Source organism: Namhaeicola litoreus (assembly GCF_042679565.1).
Classification (GTDB): domain Bacteria; phylum Bacteroidota; class Bacteroidia; order Flavobacteriales; family Flavobacteriaceae; genus Namhaeicola; species Namhaeicola litoreus.
This window is the reverse complement of the sequence record NZ_JBHTMY010000001.1, coordinates 365,348-386,061: the sequence shown is the minus strand read 5'-3', so window position 1 is coordinate 386,061 and position 20,714 is coordinate 365,348. Positions and strand designations below refer to the sequence as shown.

The following is a 20,714-nucleotide window of genomic DNA, read 5'->3' as shown; positions in this document are numbered from 1 at the left end:
TTACTGTTCCAAAATTTTAACATGTTGACCTTCTCGTACGCTTCTTGCCCCTTCTTTGATGATTTCATTTCCACTATCTAAGCCACTTAAGACTTCAATTAAATCGCCCTGCGTCTTACCAGTTGTAATAAATGTTTTTTCCGCTAAGGCCTCGTTGTTATCATTTTTATTTTTTACTATATAGATGTATTGTTGCCCTTCGGCATTCTCTGTAATTAAACTTTGAGGAATCAAAATTGCACTTTCACTACTGTAATCATTAATTTTTAAGCGAGCTGTTAAATTTGGTTTGATGTGCTTTTCTGTATTAGGAACGGCAATTTCAACTTTAAATGTTCTATTTGCGGGATTGATGAAATTTCCGGCTTGTCTTACGCTTGTCTCCATACTCTTTCCCAATGCAGGAAATTCTACATCAACTCGTTTATCTTTAACAATGTCATTCACATAACTTTCAGGAACATCAGCCTCTATATACATGTTTTTAAGATTGACAATTCTAAAAAGTGGTGATTGTCCTGGGGAAACTAAACTTCCTTCTTCTGTCATTAGATCATCAATTACCCCAGAAAATGGAGCAGTAATCCTTGTCTTACTCAATTGAATTTTCATCTGTTCCAATGATTTCTTCTGTGCTTCATAATTTGATTTTGATTGAAGATATTCCATTTCGCTTCCAATCTTTTGATTCCAAAGCCTTTCTTGTCTTTCAAATGTTGTTTTGCTTAGATCAACCTGAATTTCCATTTGTGAAACCTGTTGTGCCATACCGCCATCATCAATAATTGCGAGTAATTTGCCTTTATTAACTTGTTGTCCTTCTTTCACGGTTATTTCTTTCAAAATACCAGCTATTTCAGGATAAATGATGATATTTTCTTTTGTTTTTACACTCCCTTGTAACTCAACATAATGTGTGAAATTTTGCTTTACCACAGAAAGGGTTGTAACCAAAGGTAACTTAGCGGTGGTGTCTAATTTCTGAATGGCTTCATCGAGTAATTTGATCTGCTCAGAAAGTTGGTGATAAGTTGCTTCTAAGTTAGTTCTTTGATTTCTTATTTTTTCGAGATCACCGGTTGAAATCACTTCTTCAACAGAAAGCTCTGATTTTTCACCACAAGAACTTAAAATTAGCATAAATGTGATGAGGATTAATGAATTTTTCATGGAGGACGTTATAATTAGATAATTCGTTTTCATTAGTAATTGTTAAAATTATTTAGCGCATTTTCCAACTCAACTTTAGATTGTATGATTCCAAAAATGGCTTGTAAATAAGATTGTTGGGTATTAAATAATTGATTCTGCGCATTGGCGAGGTTAAAACTTGTACTTAAACCTTCAAAAAATTTGATTTGTTCTTTGTTTGCAATTCTTTCTGCCAGCACAAGATTTTGTTTTGTTGTTTGAAACTGGTCCAAAGAAAATTGATATTTATTTTTAGCGGTATCTACCTGTAGCTGAAGTTTTTGTGCCGTCTCATCTAGTGATATTTGAGATTGTAATAAGTTTATTTTGGCTTGTTGCGTTCTTGACGATCTTTCTAAACTACTAAAAATAGGAAGCTTTAAGCTAACTCCAAACAGAGAAGAATCGAACCAGTTTCCGTCGTTTTCAAAGAATATATTGTTGTCATTATTGGCAAAGGCCGAATAGTTTAGGAAAGCGTTTAAAGAAGGTAAAGCCTTAGATTTTTCGTATTTCACTTTTAACTCATTGGTAGTTAATTCATTATCCGCAATTTGATAATCAATATGATTTTCTAAATCGAATTGCGTGGTGAGTAAGGCAAGATCTGTGCTTCTCAACCCTAAAGATTCTAAATCTTCAGTTAAAATGACTTCTTGGGTTACAGGAATACCTAAAGTTATATTAAACATTTGCTTTGCGATGGACAAATACCTTATCGCTTTGTTAAGTTCATTTTCTATATTAGACAAGGTTATTTGTTGTTGCTCAACATCCTGTTCTTCTGTAAATCCATTTTCGAAAATTATTTTCGTTTCATTTAGATTCTTCTGTAGTATTTTCTTGTTATTTTCTAAAATCTCAATGGTTTCTTCTGCAATCAATACATCACCATAAGAATTTATAACTGCCTCTCTTACAGATTGATTTGTTTTTTCTTTGGCTAGGGCTGATATTTTTAAATAAGTTTTGGCAGATTGTAATCCAACTAAATAAGATCCATCAAAGAGAAGTTGGTTTAGAGTGACGGTGGCATTTAAGTTTTGTTTGGTTCCAAAAATGACGGTCTCATATTCTCCTGGAGTGCCACCAACGATTTCGCTGGGGATTAAAGTTACTGCTTGCTTTAAAAAATTTGAATAATCTACTTTTCCGTCAATATGAGGTAAACCCATAGCTGTTGTTTCCCATTTTCTTTGTTCAGCTTCTTCTATGTCTAAATCTGCCAATCTTACGGTATAGTTGTTATTCATGGCATAGGCAATTGCCTCATCTAGTGTAAATGAATAAGCAATCTCTTGGGCATGGATTAGAACCATTTGGAAGAATAAGGATAGGGTGATGATTTTTTTCATTTTTGTATTTCAATTAGTGTATTAAGTCCTTTTTCTGTAGTAATAGCTCGTAAGTGATAGTCTAGGTAATTATCGATTAAATAAGTTGATGTAAATTCTTCTGAAGGAAAAAGCTCTACATTTTTTATACCAAGTATGCCGTTAAAATATAATCGACTAATAAAATTGACATCTAAATTCTTTCGATAAAAACCTTGTTCAATACCATTTTTCAAATTTGTCACAACACAACTTTGCAACATTTCAAATTGTTTGGCTTTAATTGTATTAAAAATTTTGGGATAATATTTTTGCAGCTGATACATGGGATAAGATTGTTCATTGTACAATTGTCTCATGACATTTGTTTTAATTTCATAAATTTCCTGTATTGGTGAAAATCCCGCTAAACAGGTTTTGGTAATACTATTTTCTATTTCCATGAAAATATGAAGAGCTGTTTCTGAAACTAATTTTGTCTTTGTTTCAAAATAGGTATAAATTGTTTTTTTAGACATGCCAAGTTCTGTGGCAATATCATCCATAGTAACACTTTTGAAACCATACTTCAGAAATAATTCTGCCGACTTATGAATGATTGAATTTTTCATGGGTGCAAATATAAACAAAAGGAAACTTACAAAACAAAAAAAGTTTCCTAAGTATTGTTGAGATAATATTATCTTTGAAAGGTTAAAAACAATTTATAAAACTGAAGTATTGGAAATTTCTACTTATCAAAAAGTTTTCGAAAAATATCTCGAATCAATTATAGAAAATGAGCAAAATTTAGAGCCTAGAAACCTTTACGATCCTATTTGGTATATCATGAGTATTGGTGGAAAAAGATTACGACCAGTACTGACTATGATGGGCTGTGATGTGTTTAAAGGGGATATTAACAGTGCTTTGCCAGCTGCTTTAGCTGTGGAAATGTTTCATAACTTTACTTTGATCCATGATGATATTATGGATAATGCTGACTTGAGACGAGGAAAGCAAACGGTACATGTGAAGTGGGATGTGAATACAGGAATACTTTCAGGTGATGCGCTCATGGTTATGGCTAACCAATATTTTGAGTTTTATGAAGGAGAATCTTTCAAGAAAATTATCAAACTATTTAATGAAACAGCCCTTAAAGTTTGCGAAGGACAGCAAATGGATATGGATTTTGAAAAATCAAATGGAGTCTCACTTTCAGAATATTATAAAATGATTTCGCTAAAAACAGGGGTTTTGATTGGAAGTGCTTTAAAAATGGGGGCCATTGTGTCAAATGCCAAAGATAAAGAGGCTAATCTCATTTATGAATTTGGGTTGGCATTAGGCATTGCATTCCAGCTTCAAGATGACTTTTTAGATAGCTTTGGTGATGAATCTTTTGGAAAAACGATAGGCGGTGATATAGTAGAGGGTAAGAAAACTTTTTTGATGTTAAAAACATTAGAGGCTTGTACACCGGAAGAAAAACTTAAACTTTTGAGTGCCAATTCAACTAACGAAAATGAGATCGAAAGAATTAAATGGGTAAAAGATTTATTTAAAAAATATAAAGCAGATGTTTTATTAAAAAATGAAATAGATTTTTATACAAAAAAGGCCTTTGAGTATTTAGAAGATATGAAAATGCCAAGTGAGAAAAAATTAATTTTGAATAGTTTTGGGCAATATTTAATGGGGAGAAAGATCTGATGAAACCGGTGAAGTTTTCTATGGATAAGTTTATCACTTCTGGAGATAGTGATTTGCTTGAAAATATAATATTGCAATTAAACAAAGACTTTCAACTCTCAGGAAATGATTTTCAAATAGACCAAGGTTTATCAGCTCATGAACTCATTCAATTATTGAGAAGTTTTGTTAAGAAATGCCTTGATAAAAACGTTCAAGGTTTGATGAACTTACTATATCGAATTGATGTGCCTGAATCGGAAATAAGAAAAGCCTTTACGAAAATAGACCAACTAAATGAAAAGTTGGTCTATTTCATTTTAAGTAAAGAGTTTTTGAAAGTATATTTTAGAAATAAAAGCTGATGACAGGTGTCCATGCTGATGAATAAGGACTTTTTCCTTCATCATATAAAACATCGTATTGAAACCCGAATGCGAAATGACCTGAAACGAATGAAGCTCCAAGATATAAAGCTGAATTCCAATATGAGTCATCGGATTTAGTATTTAGGTATTCAAAACTTCTATCCGTATATAATTCTTGAAATTCTGCAGACAATTGCACGAATGGAGCTGGTCTATAAAGGCCAGTTAAGCTTCCCCCAAAAGCGTTGTAGCTGTAATCATAGTTTCTGGTATCGTAACTAGAGTAATTGTAAATTAGACCAGGACCTATCCAGAATCGCGGTGAAACGTGATAATAAGCCCTTGGGGCAATTAAAAGATCTGTTCCGCCATTCCAAAACGAAAATCCGAAATTTCCTCCAAAAGTCCAGCTGGGTTCAAAAGTTGGTGCTTGGCGAATAATGGTAGTTTGCGTATTTTGATCATTTCCAGATTGGTATTGATAATTTGGATTGTTTGGGATTACCTTTTTTTGACTGTAAGTAACGAAAGAAGTCAAAATAAACAAAATTGTAAAAATAGTTTTGTTGTTCATAAAGTTTGATTTTATAAGTTGATTGGGTAAAAATAATAAATTAATTTGTCCTTGTTCAAGATTAAAAAAAATAGTAATATTGCACACCAATTTTGGACCCATAGCTCAGTTGGTTAGAGCACCTGACTCATAATCAGGTGGTCCCTGGTTCGAGCCCAGGTGGGTCCACAAAAGAAATAAAAGGCTCCTGTTTTCGTAATGAAACATGAGCTTTTTTTATTTAAACATATTTGAGAACAAAGTTTTACTTAATTTTTTTTGCAAATTTTGAAGATTAATTAAATCCAATGCTTTTAACAAAAATAAGTGATTCAAAAGTTAAAATGTACGTCAAAATACTTGAAAGTTTAAAAAAATGAATTTAACTTTGTTTTTTAAAGAAATTGCGGGCTTTTACTCGAACTGTTTCTTAGGAATAAATTATATTTAAGTTGAAGTTAAGTTTTTTAAAAAACGTTTTTATATATTTGCACCGTAAATGTTTTTATTTCATTTGCAACTAACTGAATTTGTATGGAAAAAAAATACTTGAGAAGCATTGTCATCGTTTCCCTACTTTTTATTGTTGACAGTGTCTTTGCCCAAGGACCACCACCGCCACCACCGCCAATCGACACTCCAATAACAGGAGGTTTTTTTGTATTGATGGCTGCTGGAATAATATATGCCATTAAAAGCATAAAGAATAGAAAAAATTAACTACTGTTGCAGTAGTTTTGATACATATTTCCCAATTACATCAAATTCTAAATTGACTGTGTCCCCAATTTTTAATTGTCCGAAATTAGTATTTTCTTTTGTGTAAGGGATAATAGCTACCGAAAACGAGTTTTTTTTGGAATTCACAACAGTTAAACTTACACCATTTATCGTTATAGATCCTTTTTCAATAGTAATATTGCTGAAAGATGAGTCATATGTAAAGGTGAACATTGTACTTCCATCTTGATCTTCAATTTTTTTGCATATGCCAGTCTGGTCTACATGGCCTTGAACAATATGACCATCTAATCTCGCTCCTAATATCATTGCGCGTTCTAAATTTAATTGACTACCGGGCTTTAATGAACCTAAATTCGTCTTTAACATGGTTTCTTGAATTGCAGTGACCGTATGTTGATTTCCAATTTGATTTACCACAGTGAGGCATATACCATCATGAGCTAAGCTTTGGTCGATCTTTAATTCCTTCGAAATAGAGCTTTCAACAGTGATGTGAAAATTCTGTTGCTCTTGTTCAATATTTTTTACTATTCCTATATCTTCGATAATACCCGTAAACATAATTATTTGAATTTATAATGACTAAATTTGTCATTGTTTTAAGTGTCAAAGTTAAAGTATTTCAAAATTTACATGAAAGAATCAGATAAAATAATTGTGGGTATTTCTATTGGGGATGCCAATGGTATTGGAATAGAAGTCATTTTAAAAACCTTTGAAGATGCGAGAGTTTTGGAATTTTGCACTCCTGTTGTTTTTGGGTCTACGAAAGTGATGAGTTATTATAAGAAAATCTTGAATAGTAACATTGCAGTTTATGGAATTGATAATTTAAATGATGTTCTTCCAAATAAATTTAATGTATTTAATGTCTGGAAAGAGAATGTCGACATTGAGCCGGGAAAGGCTACAGAAATTTCTGGCAGATATGCGTTTAAATCACTTGAAAGTGCTACTTCAGCACTGAAAAATGGCGCTATAGATGTACTTATTACAGCGCCAATTAACAAGGAGAATATACAATCAAAAGAATTTAATTTTAATGGCCATACAGAATTTCTTGAATCAAAATTACAAGGGAAGAGCTTGATGATTTTAATGGCTGATTCATTGAGAGTTGGTTTAATTACAGGCCACGTTCCTTTAAAGGATGTGGCAGATTTGATTACCCAAGAAAGAATTATGGAAAAGGTTGAGATTATGCATAAGACTCTTAAAAGTGATTTTAGCATTCGAAAACCAAAAATAGCCGTATTAGGTTTAAATCCACATGCTGGAGATAATGGGTTAATAGGAAAAGAAGATGAGGAAATTGTAAAGCCAACGATTGATAAATGTCGAGAAAATAATATGCTCGTTTTGGGGCCCTATGCGGCAGATGGTTTTTTTGGTTCTGAAACCTATAAACAATTCGATGGAGTTTTGGCCATGTACCACGATCAAGGTTTGGCACCTTTTAAAACACTTTCTTTTGGTAAAGGTGTGAACTTTACAGCTGGCCTGACAAAGATTAGAACTTCGCCGGATCACGGTACAGCTTATGATATTGCAGGTCAAAACAAATCCAACCATCAATCCTTTACAGAGGCTATGTTCACTGCGATTAAAATATTTAAAAACAGAAGTGAGTTTAACGAATTAAACGAAAAGAAGTTGGTTGCAAAAGGTTCTAAATGAAAATCAGAAAAAAACAAGTGATAAGTTTCGAAGTAAAAGATAATTTTATATCTTTGCGCGCTCAAAATGAATGAAGTGAGAGATCCGTTAAAAGAATTCGATATTTCTTTTTCCGGTTTAAAACCAGGGAAACATCAGTTTATTTATAAAATTGATAAACAGTTCTTTGATTTATTTAAATACGATGAGATTTTAGAAGGCGAGATAGAAGTAATTCTTGATTTTGTAAAAAAAAGTAACCTTCTGGAGTTGTACTTTAAAACAAAAGGTAAGCTAAATGTTGCTTGTGATGTGAGTAACGAGCCCTATGATGAAAAAATTGAGAACAATTTTGAAATCGTAGTTAAATTCGGACCAGAGTTTAATGATGATGATGAAGATCTTTTGATTTTACCATTTGATGAGTATAAACTGAATGTGGCACAGTATATTTTTGAATTAATTGTTTTGGCTTTGCCAAAAAAGCGAGTGCATCCAGGGGTTTTAGATGGAACCTTGAAGTCAGAAGTCGTAGATAAATTAAAAGAGCTGCAACCAAAGAAACAAAAAGAAGAGATAGACCCTAGATGGGCTGAATTAAAGAAGTTAATAACCAATAAAAAAACTTAGAGATGGCACATCCTAAAAGAAAAATATCAAAAACTAGAAGAGATAAAAGAAGAACGCATTATAAAGCAACAATGCCTCAAATTGCAAAAGATCCTTCTACAGGTGAGGCACATTTGTACCATAGAGCTCATTGGCACGAAGGTAAACTTTATTACCGTGGGCAAGTGTTAATTGATGCCACTGAAAACGCAGCTTAAATTTCTGTAGCGTAAAACGGATAAAGCCCTCATTTTTGAGGGTTTTTTTGTGTTTTTTGGTCAATTTTATTAAAAAAATAAGTTTTTCTGTCAATTTCTTTGATAAATTCCTTTACTTTGGTATCCTGTTTTTTTAAGATTTTGTCTAGAAATTTGGTTGTAAATTCACCCTTTAGAAAAATATTGTCATGACAAAAATTACTGCAGCCATTACAGCCGTAGGTAAGTATTTACCAGAATATATTCTCACTAATTCCGAGTTAGAAACGATGGTGGAAACAAATGATGAATGGATTGTTTCAAGAACCGGAATTAAAGAAAGACGAATTTTAAAAGAAAAAGGAAAGGGAACATCATTCTTAGCGATTAAAGCAGCCGAAGACATGTTAAAGAAAACTTCGGTAAAACCTCAAGAAATTGAATTGGTTATTGTGGCGACAGCCACTCCAGATATGCAAGCAGCATCTACAGCGTCTTATGTAGCTGCAAAAATTGGCGCCGAAAATGCATTTGCATTCGATTTAGAATCAGCGTGTTCGAGTTTTTTGTACGGCATGTCTGTTGCAGCGAGATACATAGAATCAGGAAAATATTCAAAAGTGCTGTTAATTGGTGCAGACATGAATTCTTCTATGATTGATTACACTGATCGTACAACGTGTATTATTTTTGGAGATGGAGCAGGAGCGGCCTTGTTTGAACCTAACCATGAAGGATTAGGTGTGTTAGATGAATATCTGCGTACTGATGGAAATGGGAGAGAGTTTTTAAATGTTCCAGCTGGGGGATCGTGCCTGACCACTTCTCAAGAAACGGTTAAAGATAAATTACATTTTGTACGTCAAGATGGTCAAACTGTTTTTAAAAACGCAGTATTTAATATGGCGGATGTTTGCGAAAAAATTTTAGAAAAAAATAATTTGACTAATGAGAATGTTCAATGGTTAGCAGCACATCAGGCCAATAAAAGAATTGTTGAGGCAACGGCAAGTAGAATGAAACTAGACTCTTCTAAAGTTATGTTGAATATTCAATATTACGGAAATACTACCTCTGCAACCTTGCCTCTACTTTTGGCAGATTACGAGGATCAATTAAAAAAGGGTGATGTTATTATTTTTGCTGCCTTTGGTGGAGGATTCTCATGGGGATCTATTTACTTAAAATGGGCCTATAATAAATAAGTTAAAAAATTAATTATGGAAATTAAAGAAATCCAAAACTTAATCAAGTTTGTAGCTAGATCAGGGGCCAGTGAAGTGAAACTGGAAACTAAAGATTTTAAAATTACGATCAAAACGGGTACCGAAAGAGATGATGTTGCTGAAATTCAGCATATCCCGGTAGTGGCTCCTGTAGAAACTGTTACACAAGTAGTTTCAGCAAGTCAACCAGCTGCAAAAGTTGAGACACCAAGTCAGGGAGCAGCTGAAAAATCTAAATTTTTAACAATTAAATCACCAATTATTGGAACTTTCTACCGAAAATCTTCTCCAGAATCACCTCCATTTGTTAAAGTTGGTGATAGAGTTTCTGTAGGTGATACAGTATGTATTATTGAGGCGATGAAATTATTTAATGAAGTTGAATCTGAGGTGTCAGGAACTATTGTTGAAATTTTAGTGGATGATTCTTCACCGGTAGAATTTGATCAGCCATTGTATTTGGTAGATCCATCTTAGTCTTGATTTGTTAAATTAAAAATCCGAATTAAAATAAATTTTTTAGAGGATGTTTAAGAAAATATTAATTGCAAATAGAGGTGAAATTGCACTTCGTGTTATCCGTACCTGTAGGGAAATGGGTATCAAATCAGTCGCGGTTTACTCCACTGCAGATAAAGAAAGTTTGCATGTGCGTTTTGCTGATGAGGCCGTTTGTATTGGTCCGCCGTCGAGTTCAGATTCTTATTTAAAAATGTCGAATATTATTTCGGCAGCAGAAATTACAAATGCGGATGCCATTCATCCAGGGTATGGTTTTCTTTCTGAAAATGCACGATTTTCTAAAATTTGTGAAGAACACGGAATTAAATTTATTGGAGCTTCTCCCGAAATGATCAGTAAAATGGGGGATAAGGCAACCGCGAAGGAAACTATGAAGAAAGCAGGAGTTCCAACAGTACCAGGTTCTGATGGAATTCTTGAAACCTACGAAGTTGCAGAAAAAGTAGCTAAAGAAATTGGCTTTCCTGTAATGTTGAAAGCAACAGCTGGCGGCGGTGGAAAGGGAATGCGTGCCGTTTGGAAAATTGAAGATCTGAAAAATGCATGGAGTTCTGCAAGGACAGAGGCAAAAGCTGCTTTTGGCAATGACGGAATGTACATGGAAAAGTTAATTGAAGAACCACGGCACATAGAAATTCAAATTGTAGGTGATTCTAGTGGAAGGGCATGCCATTTATCAGAAAGAGATTGCTCTATTCAAAGGAGGCATCAAAAGCTAACGGAAGAAACGCCTTCGCCATTTATGACCGATTCATTAAGAAAGAAAATGGGTGAAGCTGCTGTTAAAGCCGCGGAGTTTATAAAATATGAAGGAGCTGGCACCATAGAGTTTTTGGTTGATAAAAACAGGAAATTCTATTTTATGGAGATGAACACCAGGATACAGGTAGAACATCCTATTACAGAACAAGTGATTGGTAATTTCGATTTAATTCGTGAGCAAATTAAGGTAGCTTATAATGTACCAATTTTGGGAATCAATTATTTCCCGAATCAACATTCTATTGAATGCAGAATTAATGCAGAGGATCCATATAATGGTTTTAGACCTTCTCCCGGAAAAATTACTACTTTTCATGCGCCAGGTGGTCACGGTGTAAGGCTTGACACCCACGTCTATGCAGGATATACAATTCCTCCAAATTACGATTCAATGATCGCAAAATTAATTGTTACCGCGCAAACACGTGAAGAGGCAATTTCAAAAATGAAAAGAGCTTTGGATGAATTTGTTATTGAAGGAATAAAAACAACAATTCCTTTCCATAGACAATTAATGGACGATCCAAATTATGTATCGGGTAATTACACCACCAAATTTATGGAAGATTTCGTCATGAAAAAGGAAGATCAATAAGATACTCAAAATAAATAATTGATAAAAAGGATAGGCATTTGCTTATCCTTTTTTACTTTTATCGAACAAAAAATGAAGAAAGAACAATATCTCATAGACGGAATAGACAAGATTATTCTAAATCGTTTGATTAACGATGCAAGAACACCTATTTTAAGTATAGCAAGAGAAGTAGGGATTTCTGGAGCTGCGATCCATCAGCGACTTCGAAAACTCGAGGCTTCTGGTATTTTGGCAGGATCGAAGTTTGTATTGAATCCTAAAGTTTTAGGTTATAAAACCTTGGCTTTTGTTGGAATTTTTCTAGAAAGTTCTAGTAAATATAAAGATGCAGTAAATCGACTAAAAGAAATCGAAGAAGTTGTCGAAAGCCATTATACCACCGGTAATTACGCCATCTTTGTAAAAATTTCATGTAAAGACAATGAGCACCTCATGCAGGTGCTCAATCATCGTATTCAAAATATAAAAGGTGTTTCTCGAACCGAGACTTTTATTTCTTTAGAACAACAAATCGATAGACAAATTAAAATCTAATTTACGATCTACTATTATAAATGTTGAGGTAATATAGCAAGGTTATCAAAGAGCTTACGGCTGCAACGACATAGGTTCGCGCCGCCCATTTTAAAGAATCTTTGGCTGCATTTTGTTCATTCTCTGTCAACATATTCTTATCATTTAACCAAGCTAAAGCTCTGTTACTCGCATCATACTCTACAGGTAAAGTAATAAAGCTGAACAAAACAGTAGCTGCAAAAAAGATGATTCCGGCTAATAATAGCGACGGAAAAGTGTTGACCGTAAAAATACCCGCAATAAGTAAAAATGAGGCAAATTTAGACGAGATATTTACAGTTGGTACAAGTTTCGAACGCATTTCTAGCCACTTATATGATTTTGCATGTTGCACTGCGTGTCCACATTCATGGGCGGCTACAGCAGCAGCTGCAGCATTACGCTGATTATATACAGATTCACTTAAGTTAACCGTCCTATTTGTAGGATTATAATGATCAGTTAAACTACCTCTTGTAGAGATTACTTTGACATCATTAATATTGTTGTCAGCTAACATTTTTTCTGCAATTTCTCTACCACTTAAACCATTTGCTAAGTGTAAGTGAGAATATTTTTTAAACTTACTTTTGAGTTTCATCTGCACCAACATGCCCAATCCGCCAACCAAAAGAATTAATATATAAGCTCCTGACATATATTTTTATTTTAAATTTGATTTGTTATACGACGAAAGATATAGCATAAATTATTCCAATTTTAAAAATATGACAAAAATTCCGAAAATTTTAATCATTTATACCGGAGGGACTATAGGCATGGTAAAGGAAAGTAAAGATGGTGCGCTTCGTTCTTTCGATTTTTCCGGAATTAAGAAAAATATTCCAGAGTTAAATTTGCTCGACTGTCATATTGAGTCAGTTTCTTTTTCTGAACCTATAGACTCCTCAAATATGAATACCCAATCATGGATTCAAATTGTAGACTTGATTGAGAAATATTATTCAGAAGTTGATGGTTTTGTGGTCTTAACTGGAACAGATACGATGTCTTACACGTCTTCAGCAGTAAGTTTTATGTTAGAGAATTTAGCTAAACCGGTCATATTTACAGGTTCTCAATTGCCGATTGGTGATTTTAGGACTGACGCCAAGGAAAACTTAATTACTTCCATACAAATTGCGTCTACCAGAGAGAATAATTCTCCTAAAATTCAAGAAGTTGGATTGTATTTTGAATATAAGCTTTACCGGGCGAACAGGACGAAGAAAATAAGCGCTGATCAATTTGATGCGTTTCAATCCCCAAATTTTCCGGCACTTTGTGAAAGTGGTGTCAATTTAAGTTTTAATCATTCGGCACTTTTAAGAGCAAATAAAAATGTGCCCATGGTTGTGCGTAAAAACTTAGATGAAAATGTAGTTATTCTGAAACTTTTTCCTGGTATTACAGAGGAAGTAATAAAAAACACACTGCAAATACCTCAGTTACGAGGAGTAATATTAGAAACATATGGGGCCGGAAATGCTCCCACAAATGATTGGTTTATAGATTTGTTGAAAAAAACGATTCAAAAGGGTATACCTATCATAAATGTTACACAATGCATTTCAGGTACTGTGGTCATGGGATTCTATGAAACGAGTAAGAAGTTAAGGGAGATAGGTGTAGTTAATGGACGCGATATTACTACAGAATCGGCAATAGCCAAGTTGAAATATCTTTTGGGTCAGAATTTAAGTCTCGAAGAATTTAAACATTATTTTGAGTTATCACTTCGCGGGGAAATGTCAATTTAGCAATGTTTTTTTTGAAATATAATTTTTCCACCTTAAGAATTTTTTGTTAATTGCCGCTTGATAAAAAGCAATCGAGGAGAGGTGGCCGAGTGGCTTAAGGCGCACGCTTGGAAAGCGTGTTTATGAGAAATTGTAACAAGGGTTCGAATCCCTTTCTCTCCGCAGAAAGTATTTTTATAGATAAAATTTTATATCTTTAACCCGTTAACTAAATTTAAAAAACAAAGATTTAAACAATGAAAAAAGTATTTACAACCCTGGCAATATCAGGTATGATGATCTTAAGTTCAGTACAAAGCATCTATGCACAAGCAGAACCTGTAGTTGAAGACAAAACATTCCACCAAGTTTTAAAACAACGTTTTATTGAAGGTGGTCCATTTTTTATGGGAATCGTATTGTTGACTTTGATCTTAGGATTAGCCATTGCAATCGAAAGAATCATTTATTTGAACATGGCTTCATCAAATACTGATAAGCTTGTAAGTAGTGTGGAAGAGGCATTGAATAGTGGTGGAGTAGAAGCTGCTAAGGAAGTTTGTAGAAATACAAAAGGACCCGTTGCTTCAATTTTCTATCAAGGATTAGACAGAATGGACGAAGGAGTAGAAGCTGCTGAAAAAGCTGTGATTGCTTACGGTGGCGTTCAAATGGGATTATTAGAAAAGAATGTTTCGTGGTTATCTTTGTTTATTGCGTTGGCACCAATGCTTGGGTTCATGGGAACTGTAATTGGTATGATTAGTGCATTTGACTCGATTGAGGCAGCGGGTGATATTTCTCCATCTGTAGTAGCGGGTGGTATTAAAGTGGCCTTATTGACAACAGTATTCGGTTTGATTGTAGCAATTATTCTTCAAATATTTTACAACTACATTATTTCAAAAATTGATAGTATTGTAAACGGTATGGAGGACGCTTCAATTAAATTAGTTGATCTATTGATCAGAAATAAAAAATAATTTTTATCATGAATAGCACTTTTTCAAAAATACTATCTCTGGTAGCAGGATTAATCGGTTTGATTGCCGTTTATTTCTTGGTCAGGATAGTTGTTTCAGGAGACGAAGCGATCGAAACAACGGTCGAATTGCAGAATAGCGTAGTGTCTCCGTATATTTCATTTGCAAGAATAGTTTTGATTATAACCACAGTTTTAGCTGTTGTATTTTCAGTTTGGAACTTAATTAAACATCCTAAACTTTTAGTGAGAACATTAATGGCTTTAGCTGTTTTAGGTGTTTTATTAGCGATTTCTTATGCGCTTGCAGATGATGGAGCCGTTACTGATATGTATGGAAAAACAATTAAAGATGGAGAGGCTGGAAGCACTTCAAAATGGGTGAGTACTGGAATATGGTACACAGTTATTTTAGGAGCTATCGGCATTTTTGGATTTTTGTTTGATTTTGCAAAATCATTATTTAAAGGTTAATATATGGCTAGGAGAGATTTACCGGAAATTAATGCGGGGTCTATGGCCGATATTGCGTTCTTGTTGTTGATTTTTTTCTTAGTAACTACAACGATGGACGTCGATACTGGGATATCAAGAAAGTTGCCTGAAAAGCAACCGCCAGATGCGCCTGAACCTCCAAAATTAAAAGAGAAAAACGTATTTATTGTAACGGTTAACCGAAACAATGAAATACTAATTGAAGGAGAACACTTTATTCAAGTTGATAAATTGAGGGAAGAAGCTATCAAATTTATCGATAACGGTGGAGGTCTTGGAAATCCAATTGATGGTGCTGAGCCGGCTGAATGTGACTGGTGTGAGGGAACAAAAGATCCCGAATCATCAGACCACCCGAATAAAGCAATTATTTCATTAGAAAGTGATAGAGGAACGTCTTATGGTACATATATTGCCGTACAGAATGAGTTGGTTGGAGCCTACACCGTTCTAAGAAATAGATTGGCAAATAAACTTTATGGAAGATCATATGATGATTTGTTAAAGGATTCAGAAAATGATCCGTCTAATGAAAGTTTAAAAGAAAAAGTTGAGAATATTAAAAAGAAATATCCTCAAATTATATCAGAAGCAGAACCATTTAAATAAATAGATATGTCTAAGTTTAAAAAGAAGAAAAAAGGAACGCCAGGTATTTCTACTGCGTCTTTGCCTGACATTGTATTTATGTTGTTATTCTTTTTTATGGTTTCTACTGTTATGCGTGAAACTGAATTAAAAGTGAAGCAATCATTACCTTTTGCAACGGAAGTTAAGAAACTAGAACGTAAAAGTTTAGTTAGTTATATTTATGTAGGTAAGGTCGATGGACAGAATGGTGATAAAATCCAGTTAAATGATCGCCTTGCAGATGTTAATGACGTGAAATACTTTGTTTTTGCCGAACGTGAAACGCATCCTGAAGAAGAGGTTCCTTTGTTGACAACTTCTATAAAGGCCGATATTGAATCTAGTGTTGGTACAATTACGGATATCAAGGAAGAATTGAGAAACGTAGATGCCTTGAAGATCAACTATTCGACCAGAAAGGGAGATATTTCAAGAAATATGAAAAAATAAAAATTTAGTTAAAGGTTTATAAAGGCAATCGAATGTATATTTGATTGCCTTTTTTTATATCATCAAAAATTGATTATGAGAATTCCCTGTTATTTTTTATTTCTTTTCGGCTTTTTATCATTTGCCCAAGATGATCTGAATGTAACTGAGCAGGTTTTTGATGAAAATTATCTGGAAGATCAATTATATGTTTCGTTAAGTTATCAAAGACTTATCAAATTGCCAGAGGAGATAAAACAAACTGGCTTTTCGTATAGTTTTACAGTTGGCTTTATTAAAGATATTCCTTTAAATAGGGCTCGGAATATTGGTTTAGGAGCCGGGTTAGGCTATAATTTAAACACACATTATTTCAAGGTTAGGAATGTAGAAGGGGCAACAGACGATAATATTTCTTCTAGCAATAAAGTTGTATTGAACATGGTTGAATTTCCTGTTGAATTCAGAATTAGAAATTCAAGTCCCTCCAAGTATAATTTTTGGCGATTCTATCCTGGATTAAAGTTTAATTATTCATTTTACAACAGCAGTAATATTAAGCAAAGTGAGGACTTTGATGTATTTGATGTAATTGATATTAATGATTTTCAATATGGGATTTCTCTAGCGGCTGGATTTAACAAATGGAATATATATTGTTACTATGGGATTAGCGATTTATTTAACGAATCTGAAAGTTATGCCAAGGTAATTGGGGTTAATGAAGTGAAGATTGGGATAATATTCTATCCGTTATAAAATAGAAAATACAGCGAGTTGAGAAAAAATACCAATAAGAACACCAATATATACTTCAAATGGTTTATGAGCTTTTAAAGCTAGTCTAGCACTCCCTAAAAAACCAAAAAGAATTACAAAAATAGCGATAAGCCAAATTAGGTTCATTTCGTAATACAAGCTCATTATCATTGTAAAGCCAATTAAGGTACCCATTCCCATTGTATGAATGCTTGCTTTAATATTAACAGAAAAGAGCAAATAGATAAGTAATAGGCCAATACAAGTTCCGTAAAACGAAACTCCTAATAAATCTACCCCTCCAAGAGCAGTTAGCATTTTACCCAACATAAAGGTCAAAATGATTAAAAATATGACTGGGAACTTACGTTCTTGAATAGAGAAAATTTCCAAACTTTCAATCAATCCAAAATGTTTCAAAGTATATAACAATAAAAGAGGAAGAATATATGTGCTGACGAAAATGATGGCAAGAATAATGTATTCTTGTTTTTTAGGAATATGATTAGGCACAATTATAAAGTAAACCAAAGACCCAACCGTACTAAAAAGAACAGGGTGAAAAATATAAGATATAATTTTACTTACGGAGAGCATGGTTTACAAAATCTGTTTTCTGAGTCGTGCAACAGGAATATCCAATTGCTCTCTATATTTAGCAACTGTTCTCCTTGCAAGTAGATAACCTTTCTCTTTTAAAAGCGCTGATAATTTATCATCAGTAAGTGGGTTTTTTTTATCTTCCTTCTCTATTACTGTTTCAAGGATTTTTTTGATTTCCTTTGTTGACACATCTTCTCCTTTTTCATTTTTAAGAGACTCTGAAAAGAAATCTTTGAGCAATTTAGTTCCGTAAGGTGTATCAACGTATTTGCTATTTGCAACGCGTGAAACAGTAGACACATCCATACCAATTTTTTCGGCAATATCTTTTAAAACCATGGGCTTTAAATTTCTTTCATCTCCGGTGAGAAAGTACTCCTTCTGATGATTCATGATAGCATCCATAGTAAAAAGTAAAGTCTGTTGTCTCTGTTTGATTGCATCTATAAACCATTTGGCTGCATCGAGTTTTTGTTTGATAAAAATGACAGCATCCTTTTGCGTTTTTGTTTTATCTTTTGCCTCAGAATATCCCTGTAGCATTTCGCTGTAATCTTTTGAAATTTTTAGCTCAGGAGCATTTCTGGCATTTAAACTCAAATCTAACTCTCCATCATTAATTCTAATTGTAAAATCCGGTACTATATGTTCTACATTCGAGTTGCCTCCACTAAATGATCCTCCTGGTTTTGGATTCAATTTTTCAATCTCACCTATTACTCTTTTTAATTCTTCTCTAGTTAAATTATGTTTTTGAATAAGTTTGTCATAATGCTTCTTTACGAAAATATCGAAAGAGTTTTCAAGAATATCAATGGCAACTAATCTGTCTTTTGTCTCGGTTTTTTGTTTTAATTGAATAATCAAACACTCTTTTAAATTGCGTGATCCAACTCCGGGAGGATCAAGTTGCTGCACAATTTCTAGGACTTTTTCTACTTCATCCTCTGTTGTAAATAAATTTTCAGAAAAGGCTAAATCATCTACAATATCTTCAATAGGCCTTCTTAGATAACCATTATCATCAATACTACCTACAATAAACTCTGCGATTTGAGATTCTTGTTCTGTTAAATGATAAGTGTTTAATTGATTCTTTAAAAACTGATTGAATGTAGTGCCACCAGAAAAGGGGATACGATAATCATCATCATCGCTAGAAGAATTGTTTACTTGAAGTTTATAACTAGGCACTTCATCATCACTTAAATATTCATCAATATTGATTTCTGTTTCAATTTTCTCATTGCCTGTATCTTCAAAATCATTTGATGAATCCATCATGTCATACTCGTCATTTCCCTCTCGGCCACTTTCTAAAGCCGGATTTTCTTCAATTTCTTGAGAAATCTTTTGTTCAAATGCCATTGTTGGCAATTGGATTAGTTTCATCAATTGAATTTGTTGAGGTGATAACTTCTGTTGAAGTTTTTGCTGTAAGCTTTGTTTGAGCATAAAAAAGGTTTGTACTATAAATTTACTTAAAAATATAATCAAATTAAGCCGTACAGTATTCATACGAGCTACACTTTAACCAATTTTTAACCCATTTATTATAGAACAGTTGATTTTACTGCAAAAAGTTCTAAAATTCTGCGTTTTGAGGAGTTCTTGGGAATGGTATGACATCTCTAATATTGCCCATACCCGTTGCAAATTGAACTAAACGCTCAAATCCTAATCCAAACCCTGAATGTATAGCAGTACCAAAACGTCTTGTGTCCAAATACCACCACAATTCTTTTTCATCAATTTCAAATGTTTTAATTTTCTCTAATAAAACATCTAAACGCTCTTCTCTTTGACTTCCACCAACAATTTCTCCGATTCCAGGAAAGAGCACATCCATTGCTCTTACTGTTTTACCATCTTCGTTTAATCGCATGTAAAATGCCTTAATCTTTGCCGGATAATCAAATAAGATAACAGGGCATTTAAAGTGAGTTTCTACTAAGAAACGTTCATGTTCACTTTGAAGATCTGCCCCCCACTCAGTAATTAAATATTGAAACTTTTTCTTTTTATTTGGTTTGCTATTCTTTAAAATTTCAATCGCCTCTGTATAACTTACTCGCTTGAAATTATTCTCTATCACAAAATTGAGTTTTTCTAACAGAGACATTTCGCTTCTTTGGTTGGCAGGTTTCGTTTTTTCTTCGTCTAAAAATCTTTGATTCAAGAAGTCTAGATCATCTTTACAATTTTCTAAAATATATTTTAGTACAGATTTAATGAAGTCTTCAGCCAAGTCCATATTGGCGTCCAAATTATTGAATGCCACTTCGGGCTCAATCATCCAGAATTCAGCAAGATGTCGAGAAGTATTAGAGTTTTCGGCTCTAAATGTTGGGCCGAACGTATATACTTTTCCTAATGCCATGGCATAAGTTTCGGCTTCTAGTTGTCCGGAAACAGTAAGATTAGTTTCTTTTCCAAAGAAATCTTGCGTAAAATCAATTTCACCCGCTTCATTTTTTGGAGGATTCATGGGGTTTAGTGTACTTACCCTAAACATTTCACCAGCACCTTCTGCATCACTTCCTGTAATGATGGGCGTATGTACATTATAAAAGCCATTCTTTGTGAAATAATCATGAATAGCAAAAGACAAGGCAGACCTCAAGCGCATTACAGCACTGAAGGTATTTGTTCGAATGCGCAAATGAGCCTGTTCTCTTAGAAACTCGAAACTATGCTTTTTAGGTTGAATGGGATACTTTTCGGGATTTGAATCTCCTAAAACTTCAATTTTAGATACCTGAATTTCTACACTTTGACCGGCGCCAACACTTTCAGCAAGCAATCCGGTAATAGATAAGGCTGCACCAGTTGTTATTCTTTTAATGATTGATGGATCAGTTTTTTCAAAATCAATTACGCATTGTATATTTTTAATTGTAGAGCCATCATTTAATGCAATAAAACGATTACTTCTAAATGTTCTTACCCATCCTTTAACGGTTACTTCGTGTAAATAATTATCAGACACTAATAATTCTGCAATACTTATCCTATTCATTATGTGAAATTATTTTCATTTTTAACGACCCGCAAAGATAAAATTTCATATGTAATAATTAGGCCTATT

25 protein-coding genes and 2 tRNA genes are annotated in these 20,714 nt (G+C 33.6%); 18 read left to right on the top strand and 9 right to left on the bottom strand.

What is annotated here, in order from left to right; genetic code table 11:
• From ACFQ39_RS01795 to ACFQ39_RS01785, 3 genes are read right to left on the bottom strand one after another with little or no spacing between them, the layout of a single operon-like run.
• Complete coding sequence (locus tag ACFQ39_RS01795; protein WP_377175829.1) at window positions 1-1,170, bottom strand: efflux RND transporter periplasmic adaptor subunit; 1,170 nt, start codon at window positions 1,168-1,170, stop codon at window positions 1-3.
• A 32-nt stretch (window positions 1,171-1,202) separates the two neighbouring features.
• Window positions 1,203-2,546, bottom strand: coding sequence for a TolC family protein (locus ACFQ39_RS01790; RefSeq protein WP_377175827.1), 1,344 nt, complete (start codon window positions 2,544-2,546; stop codon window positions 1,203-1,205).
• Entirely contained in the window at window positions 2,543-3,136 is a 594-nt protein-coding gene (locus ACFQ39_RS01785) for a TetR/AcrR family transcriptional regulator (RefSeq protein ID WP_377175825.1), read from the bottom strand. The genes ACFQ39_RS01790 and ACFQ39_RS01785 overlap by 4 nt, the downstream gene beginning before the upstream one ends.
• Before the next feature lie 109 nt (window positions 3,137-3,245).
• Between ACFQ39_RS01785 and ACFQ39_RS01780 the strand changes: the two genes are divergently transcribed.
• Together ACFQ39_RS01780 and ACFQ39_RS01775 are read left to right on the top strand one after the other, a co-directional pair.
• A complete protein-coding gene (locus ACFQ39_RS01780) occupies window positions 3,246-4,220 on the top strand; it encodes a polyprenyl synthetase family protein (protein ID WP_377175823.1) in 975 nt (324 codons plus the stop codon).
• A 20-nt stretch (window positions 4,221-4,240) separates the two neighbouring features.
• Complete coding sequence (locus tag ACFQ39_RS01775) at window positions 4,241-4,564, top strand: hypothetical protein (RefSeq protein ID WP_377175821.1); 324 nt, start codon at window positions 4,241-4,243, stop codon at window positions 4,562-4,564.
• On the opposite strand, the gene ACFQ39_RS01770 is transcribed toward ACFQ39_RS01775, so the two are convergent.
• Window positions 4,548-5,141: a hypothetical protein gene (locus tag ACFQ39_RS01770; protein ID WP_377175819.1), complete on the bottom strand. Its 594-nt coding sequence runs from the start codon at window positions 5,139-5,141 to the stop codon at window positions 4,548-4,550. The two genes, ACFQ39_RS01775 and ACFQ39_RS01770, sit on opposite strands and share 17 nt — an antisense overlap.
• A gap of 94 nt (window positions 5,142-5,235) precedes the next feature.
• Between ACFQ39_RS01770 and ACFQ39_RS01765 the strand changes: the two genes are divergently transcribed.
• Both ACFQ39_RS01765 and ACFQ39_RS01760 read left to right on the top strand, forming a co-directional pair.
• Window positions 5,236-5,309, top strand: a tRNA-Ile gene (locus ACFQ39_RS01765).
• Window positions 5,310-5,654: 345 nt separating this feature from the next.
• The gene (locus ACFQ39_RS01760) at window positions 5,655-5,840 is read left to right on the top strand and encodes a hypothetical protein (RefSeq protein WP_377175817.1); all 186 of its coding nucleotides are present in this window, start codon (window positions 5,655-5,657) and stop codon (window positions 5,838-5,840) included.
• Here the strand turns inward: ACFQ39_RS01760 and ACFQ39_RS01755 are convergent, their stop codons facing one another.
• The gene (locus ACFQ39_RS01755; protein WP_377175815.1) at window positions 5,841-6,425 is read right to left on the bottom strand and encodes a riboflavin synthase; all 585 of its coding nucleotides are present in this window, start codon (window positions 6,423-6,425) and stop codon (window positions 5,841-5,843) included.
• A 72-nt stretch (window positions 6,426-6,497) separates the two neighbouring features.
• Here ACFQ39_RS01755 and pdxA point away from each other — a divergent pair, with 72 nt between their 5' ends.
• The 7 genes from pdxA to ACFQ39_RS01720 all read left to right on the top strand — a co-directional run bounded on the left by pdxA (window position 6,498) and on the right by ACFQ39_RS01720 (window position 11,968).
• Window positions 6,498-7,541: a 4-hydroxythreonine-4-phosphate dehydrogenase PdxA gene (gene pdxA / locus ACFQ39_RS01750; protein WP_377175813.1), complete on the top strand. Its 1,044-nt coding sequence runs from the start codon at window positions 6,498-6,500 to the stop codon at window positions 7,539-7,541.
• Between the two features lie 66 nt (window positions 7,542-7,607).
• The gene (locus ACFQ39_RS01745) at window positions 7,608-8,150 is read left to right on the top strand and encodes a YceD family protein (RefSeq protein WP_377175812.1); all 543 of its coding nucleotides are present in this window, start codon (window positions 7,608-7,610) and stop codon (window positions 8,148-8,150) included.
• Window positions 8,151-8,152: 2 nt separating this feature from the next.
• A complete protein-coding gene (gene rpmF, locus ACFQ39_RS01740; RefSeq protein ID WP_377175810.1) occupies window positions 8,153-8,347 on the top strand; it encodes a 50S ribosomal protein L32 in 195 nt (64 codons plus the stop codon).
• 188 nt (window positions 8,348-8,535) lie between these two features.
• Window positions 8,536-9,531, top strand: a complete 996-nt coding sequence (locus tag ACFQ39_RS01735) for a beta-ketoacyl-ACP synthase III (protein ID WP_377175808.1) — start codon at window positions 8,536-8,538, stop codon at window positions 9,529-9,531.
• Window positions 9,532-9,546: 15 nt separating this feature from the next.
• A complete protein-coding gene (gene accB / locus ACFQ39_RS01730) occupies window positions 9,547-10,029 on the top strand; it encodes an acetyl-CoA carboxylase biotin carboxyl carrier protein (RefSeq protein WP_377175806.1) in 483 nt (160 codons plus the stop codon).
• Window positions 10,030-10,078: 49 nt separating this feature from the next.
• Complete coding sequence (accC, locus tag ACFQ39_RS01725) at window positions 10,079-11,431, top strand: acetyl-CoA carboxylase biotin carboxylase subunit (RefSeq protein ID WP_377175804.1); 1,353 nt, start codon at window positions 10,079-10,081, stop codon at window positions 11,429-11,431.
• Window positions 11,432-11,503: 72 nt separating this feature from the next.
• A complete protein-coding gene (locus ACFQ39_RS01720; RefSeq protein ID WP_377175802.1) occupies window positions 11,504-11,968 on the top strand; it encodes an Lrp/AsnC ligand binding domain-containing protein in 465 nt (154 codons plus the stop codon).
• Between the two features lies 1 nt (window position 11,969).
• Here the strand turns inward: ACFQ39_RS01720 and ACFQ39_RS01715 are convergent, their stop codons facing one another.
• The gene (locus ACFQ39_RS01715; RefSeq protein WP_377175800.1) at window positions 11,970-12,647 is read right to left on the bottom strand and encodes a zinc metallopeptidase; all 678 of its coding nucleotides are present in this window, start codon (window positions 12,645-12,647) and stop codon (window positions 11,970-11,972) included.
• A 70-nt stretch (window positions 12,648-12,717) separates the two neighbouring features.
• Between ACFQ39_RS01715 and ACFQ39_RS01710 the strand changes: the two genes are divergently transcribed.
• The 7 genes from ACFQ39_RS01710 (at window position 12,718) to ACFQ39_RS01680 (ending at window position 17,023) form a co-directional block, all read left to right on the top strand.
• Complete coding sequence (locus ACFQ39_RS01710) at window positions 12,718-13,749, top strand: asparaginase (RefSeq protein ID WP_377175798.1); 1,032 nt, start codon at window positions 12,718-12,720, stop codon at window positions 13,747-13,749.
• 75 nt (window positions 13,750-13,824) lie between these two features.
• A tRNA-Ser gene (locus ACFQ39_RS01705) sits at window positions 13,825-13,911 on the top strand.
• 113 nt (window positions 13,912-14,024) lie between these two features.
• Window positions 14,025-14,711 carry a MotA/TolQ/ExbB proton channel family protein gene (locus ACFQ39_RS01700; protein WP_377175796.1) on the top strand — a complete coding sequence of 229 codons (687 nt, stop codon included), beginning with the start codon at window positions 14,025-14,027 and terminating at the stop codon, window positions 14,709-14,711.
• Window positions 14,712-14,719: 8 nt separating this feature from the next.
• Complete coding sequence (locus ACFQ39_RS01695) at window positions 14,720-15,184, top strand: hypothetical protein (RefSeq protein ID WP_377175795.1); 465 nt, start codon at window positions 14,720-14,722, stop codon at window positions 15,182-15,184.
• 3 nt (window positions 15,185-15,187) lie between these two features.
• The gene (locus ACFQ39_RS01690; protein WP_377175793.1) at window positions 15,188-15,814 is read left to right on the top strand and encodes an ExbD/TolR family protein; all 627 of its coding nucleotides are present in this window, start codon (window positions 15,188-15,190) and stop codon (window positions 15,812-15,814) included.
• A gap of 6 nt (window positions 15,815-15,820) precedes the next feature.
• Complete coding sequence (locus tag ACFQ39_RS01685) at window positions 15,821-16,285, top strand: ExbD/TolR family protein (protein WP_377175791.1); 465 nt, start codon at window positions 15,821-15,823, stop codon at window positions 16,283-16,285.
• 75 nt (window positions 16,286-16,360) lie between these two features.
• Window positions 16,361-17,023 (top strand): porin family protein, encoded by a 663-nt coding sequence (locus tag ACFQ39_RS01680; protein WP_377175789.1) that lies wholly within the window; start codon window positions 16,361-16,363, stop codon window positions 17,021-17,023.
• Here the strand turns inward: ACFQ39_RS01680 and ACFQ39_RS01675 are convergent.
• The 3 genes from ACFQ39_RS01675 to asnS form a co-directional block, all read right to left on the bottom strand.
• Window positions 17,018-17,620: a hypothetical protein gene (locus ACFQ39_RS01675; protein WP_377175788.1), complete on the bottom strand. Its 603-nt coding sequence runs from the start codon at window positions 17,618-17,620 to the stop codon at window positions 17,018-17,020. The two genes, ACFQ39_RS01680 and ACFQ39_RS01675, sit on opposite strands and share 6 nt — an antisense overlap.
• 3 nt (window positions 17,621-17,623) lie before the next feature.
• The gene (gene rpoN, locus ACFQ39_RS01670) at window positions 17,624-19,081 is read right to left on the bottom strand and encodes an RNA polymerase factor sigma-54 (protein ID WP_377175786.1); all 1,458 of its coding nucleotides are present in this window, start codon (window positions 19,079-19,081) and stop codon (window positions 17,624-17,626) included.
• A 130-nt stretch (window positions 19,082-19,211) separates the two neighbouring features.
• Entirely contained in the window at window positions 19,212-20,645 is a 1,434-nt protein-coding gene (gene asnS / locus ACFQ39_RS01665) for an asparagine--tRNA ligase (RefSeq protein WP_377175784.1), read from the bottom strand.
• Between the last annotated feature and the right edge of the window lie 69 nt (window positions 20,646-20,714).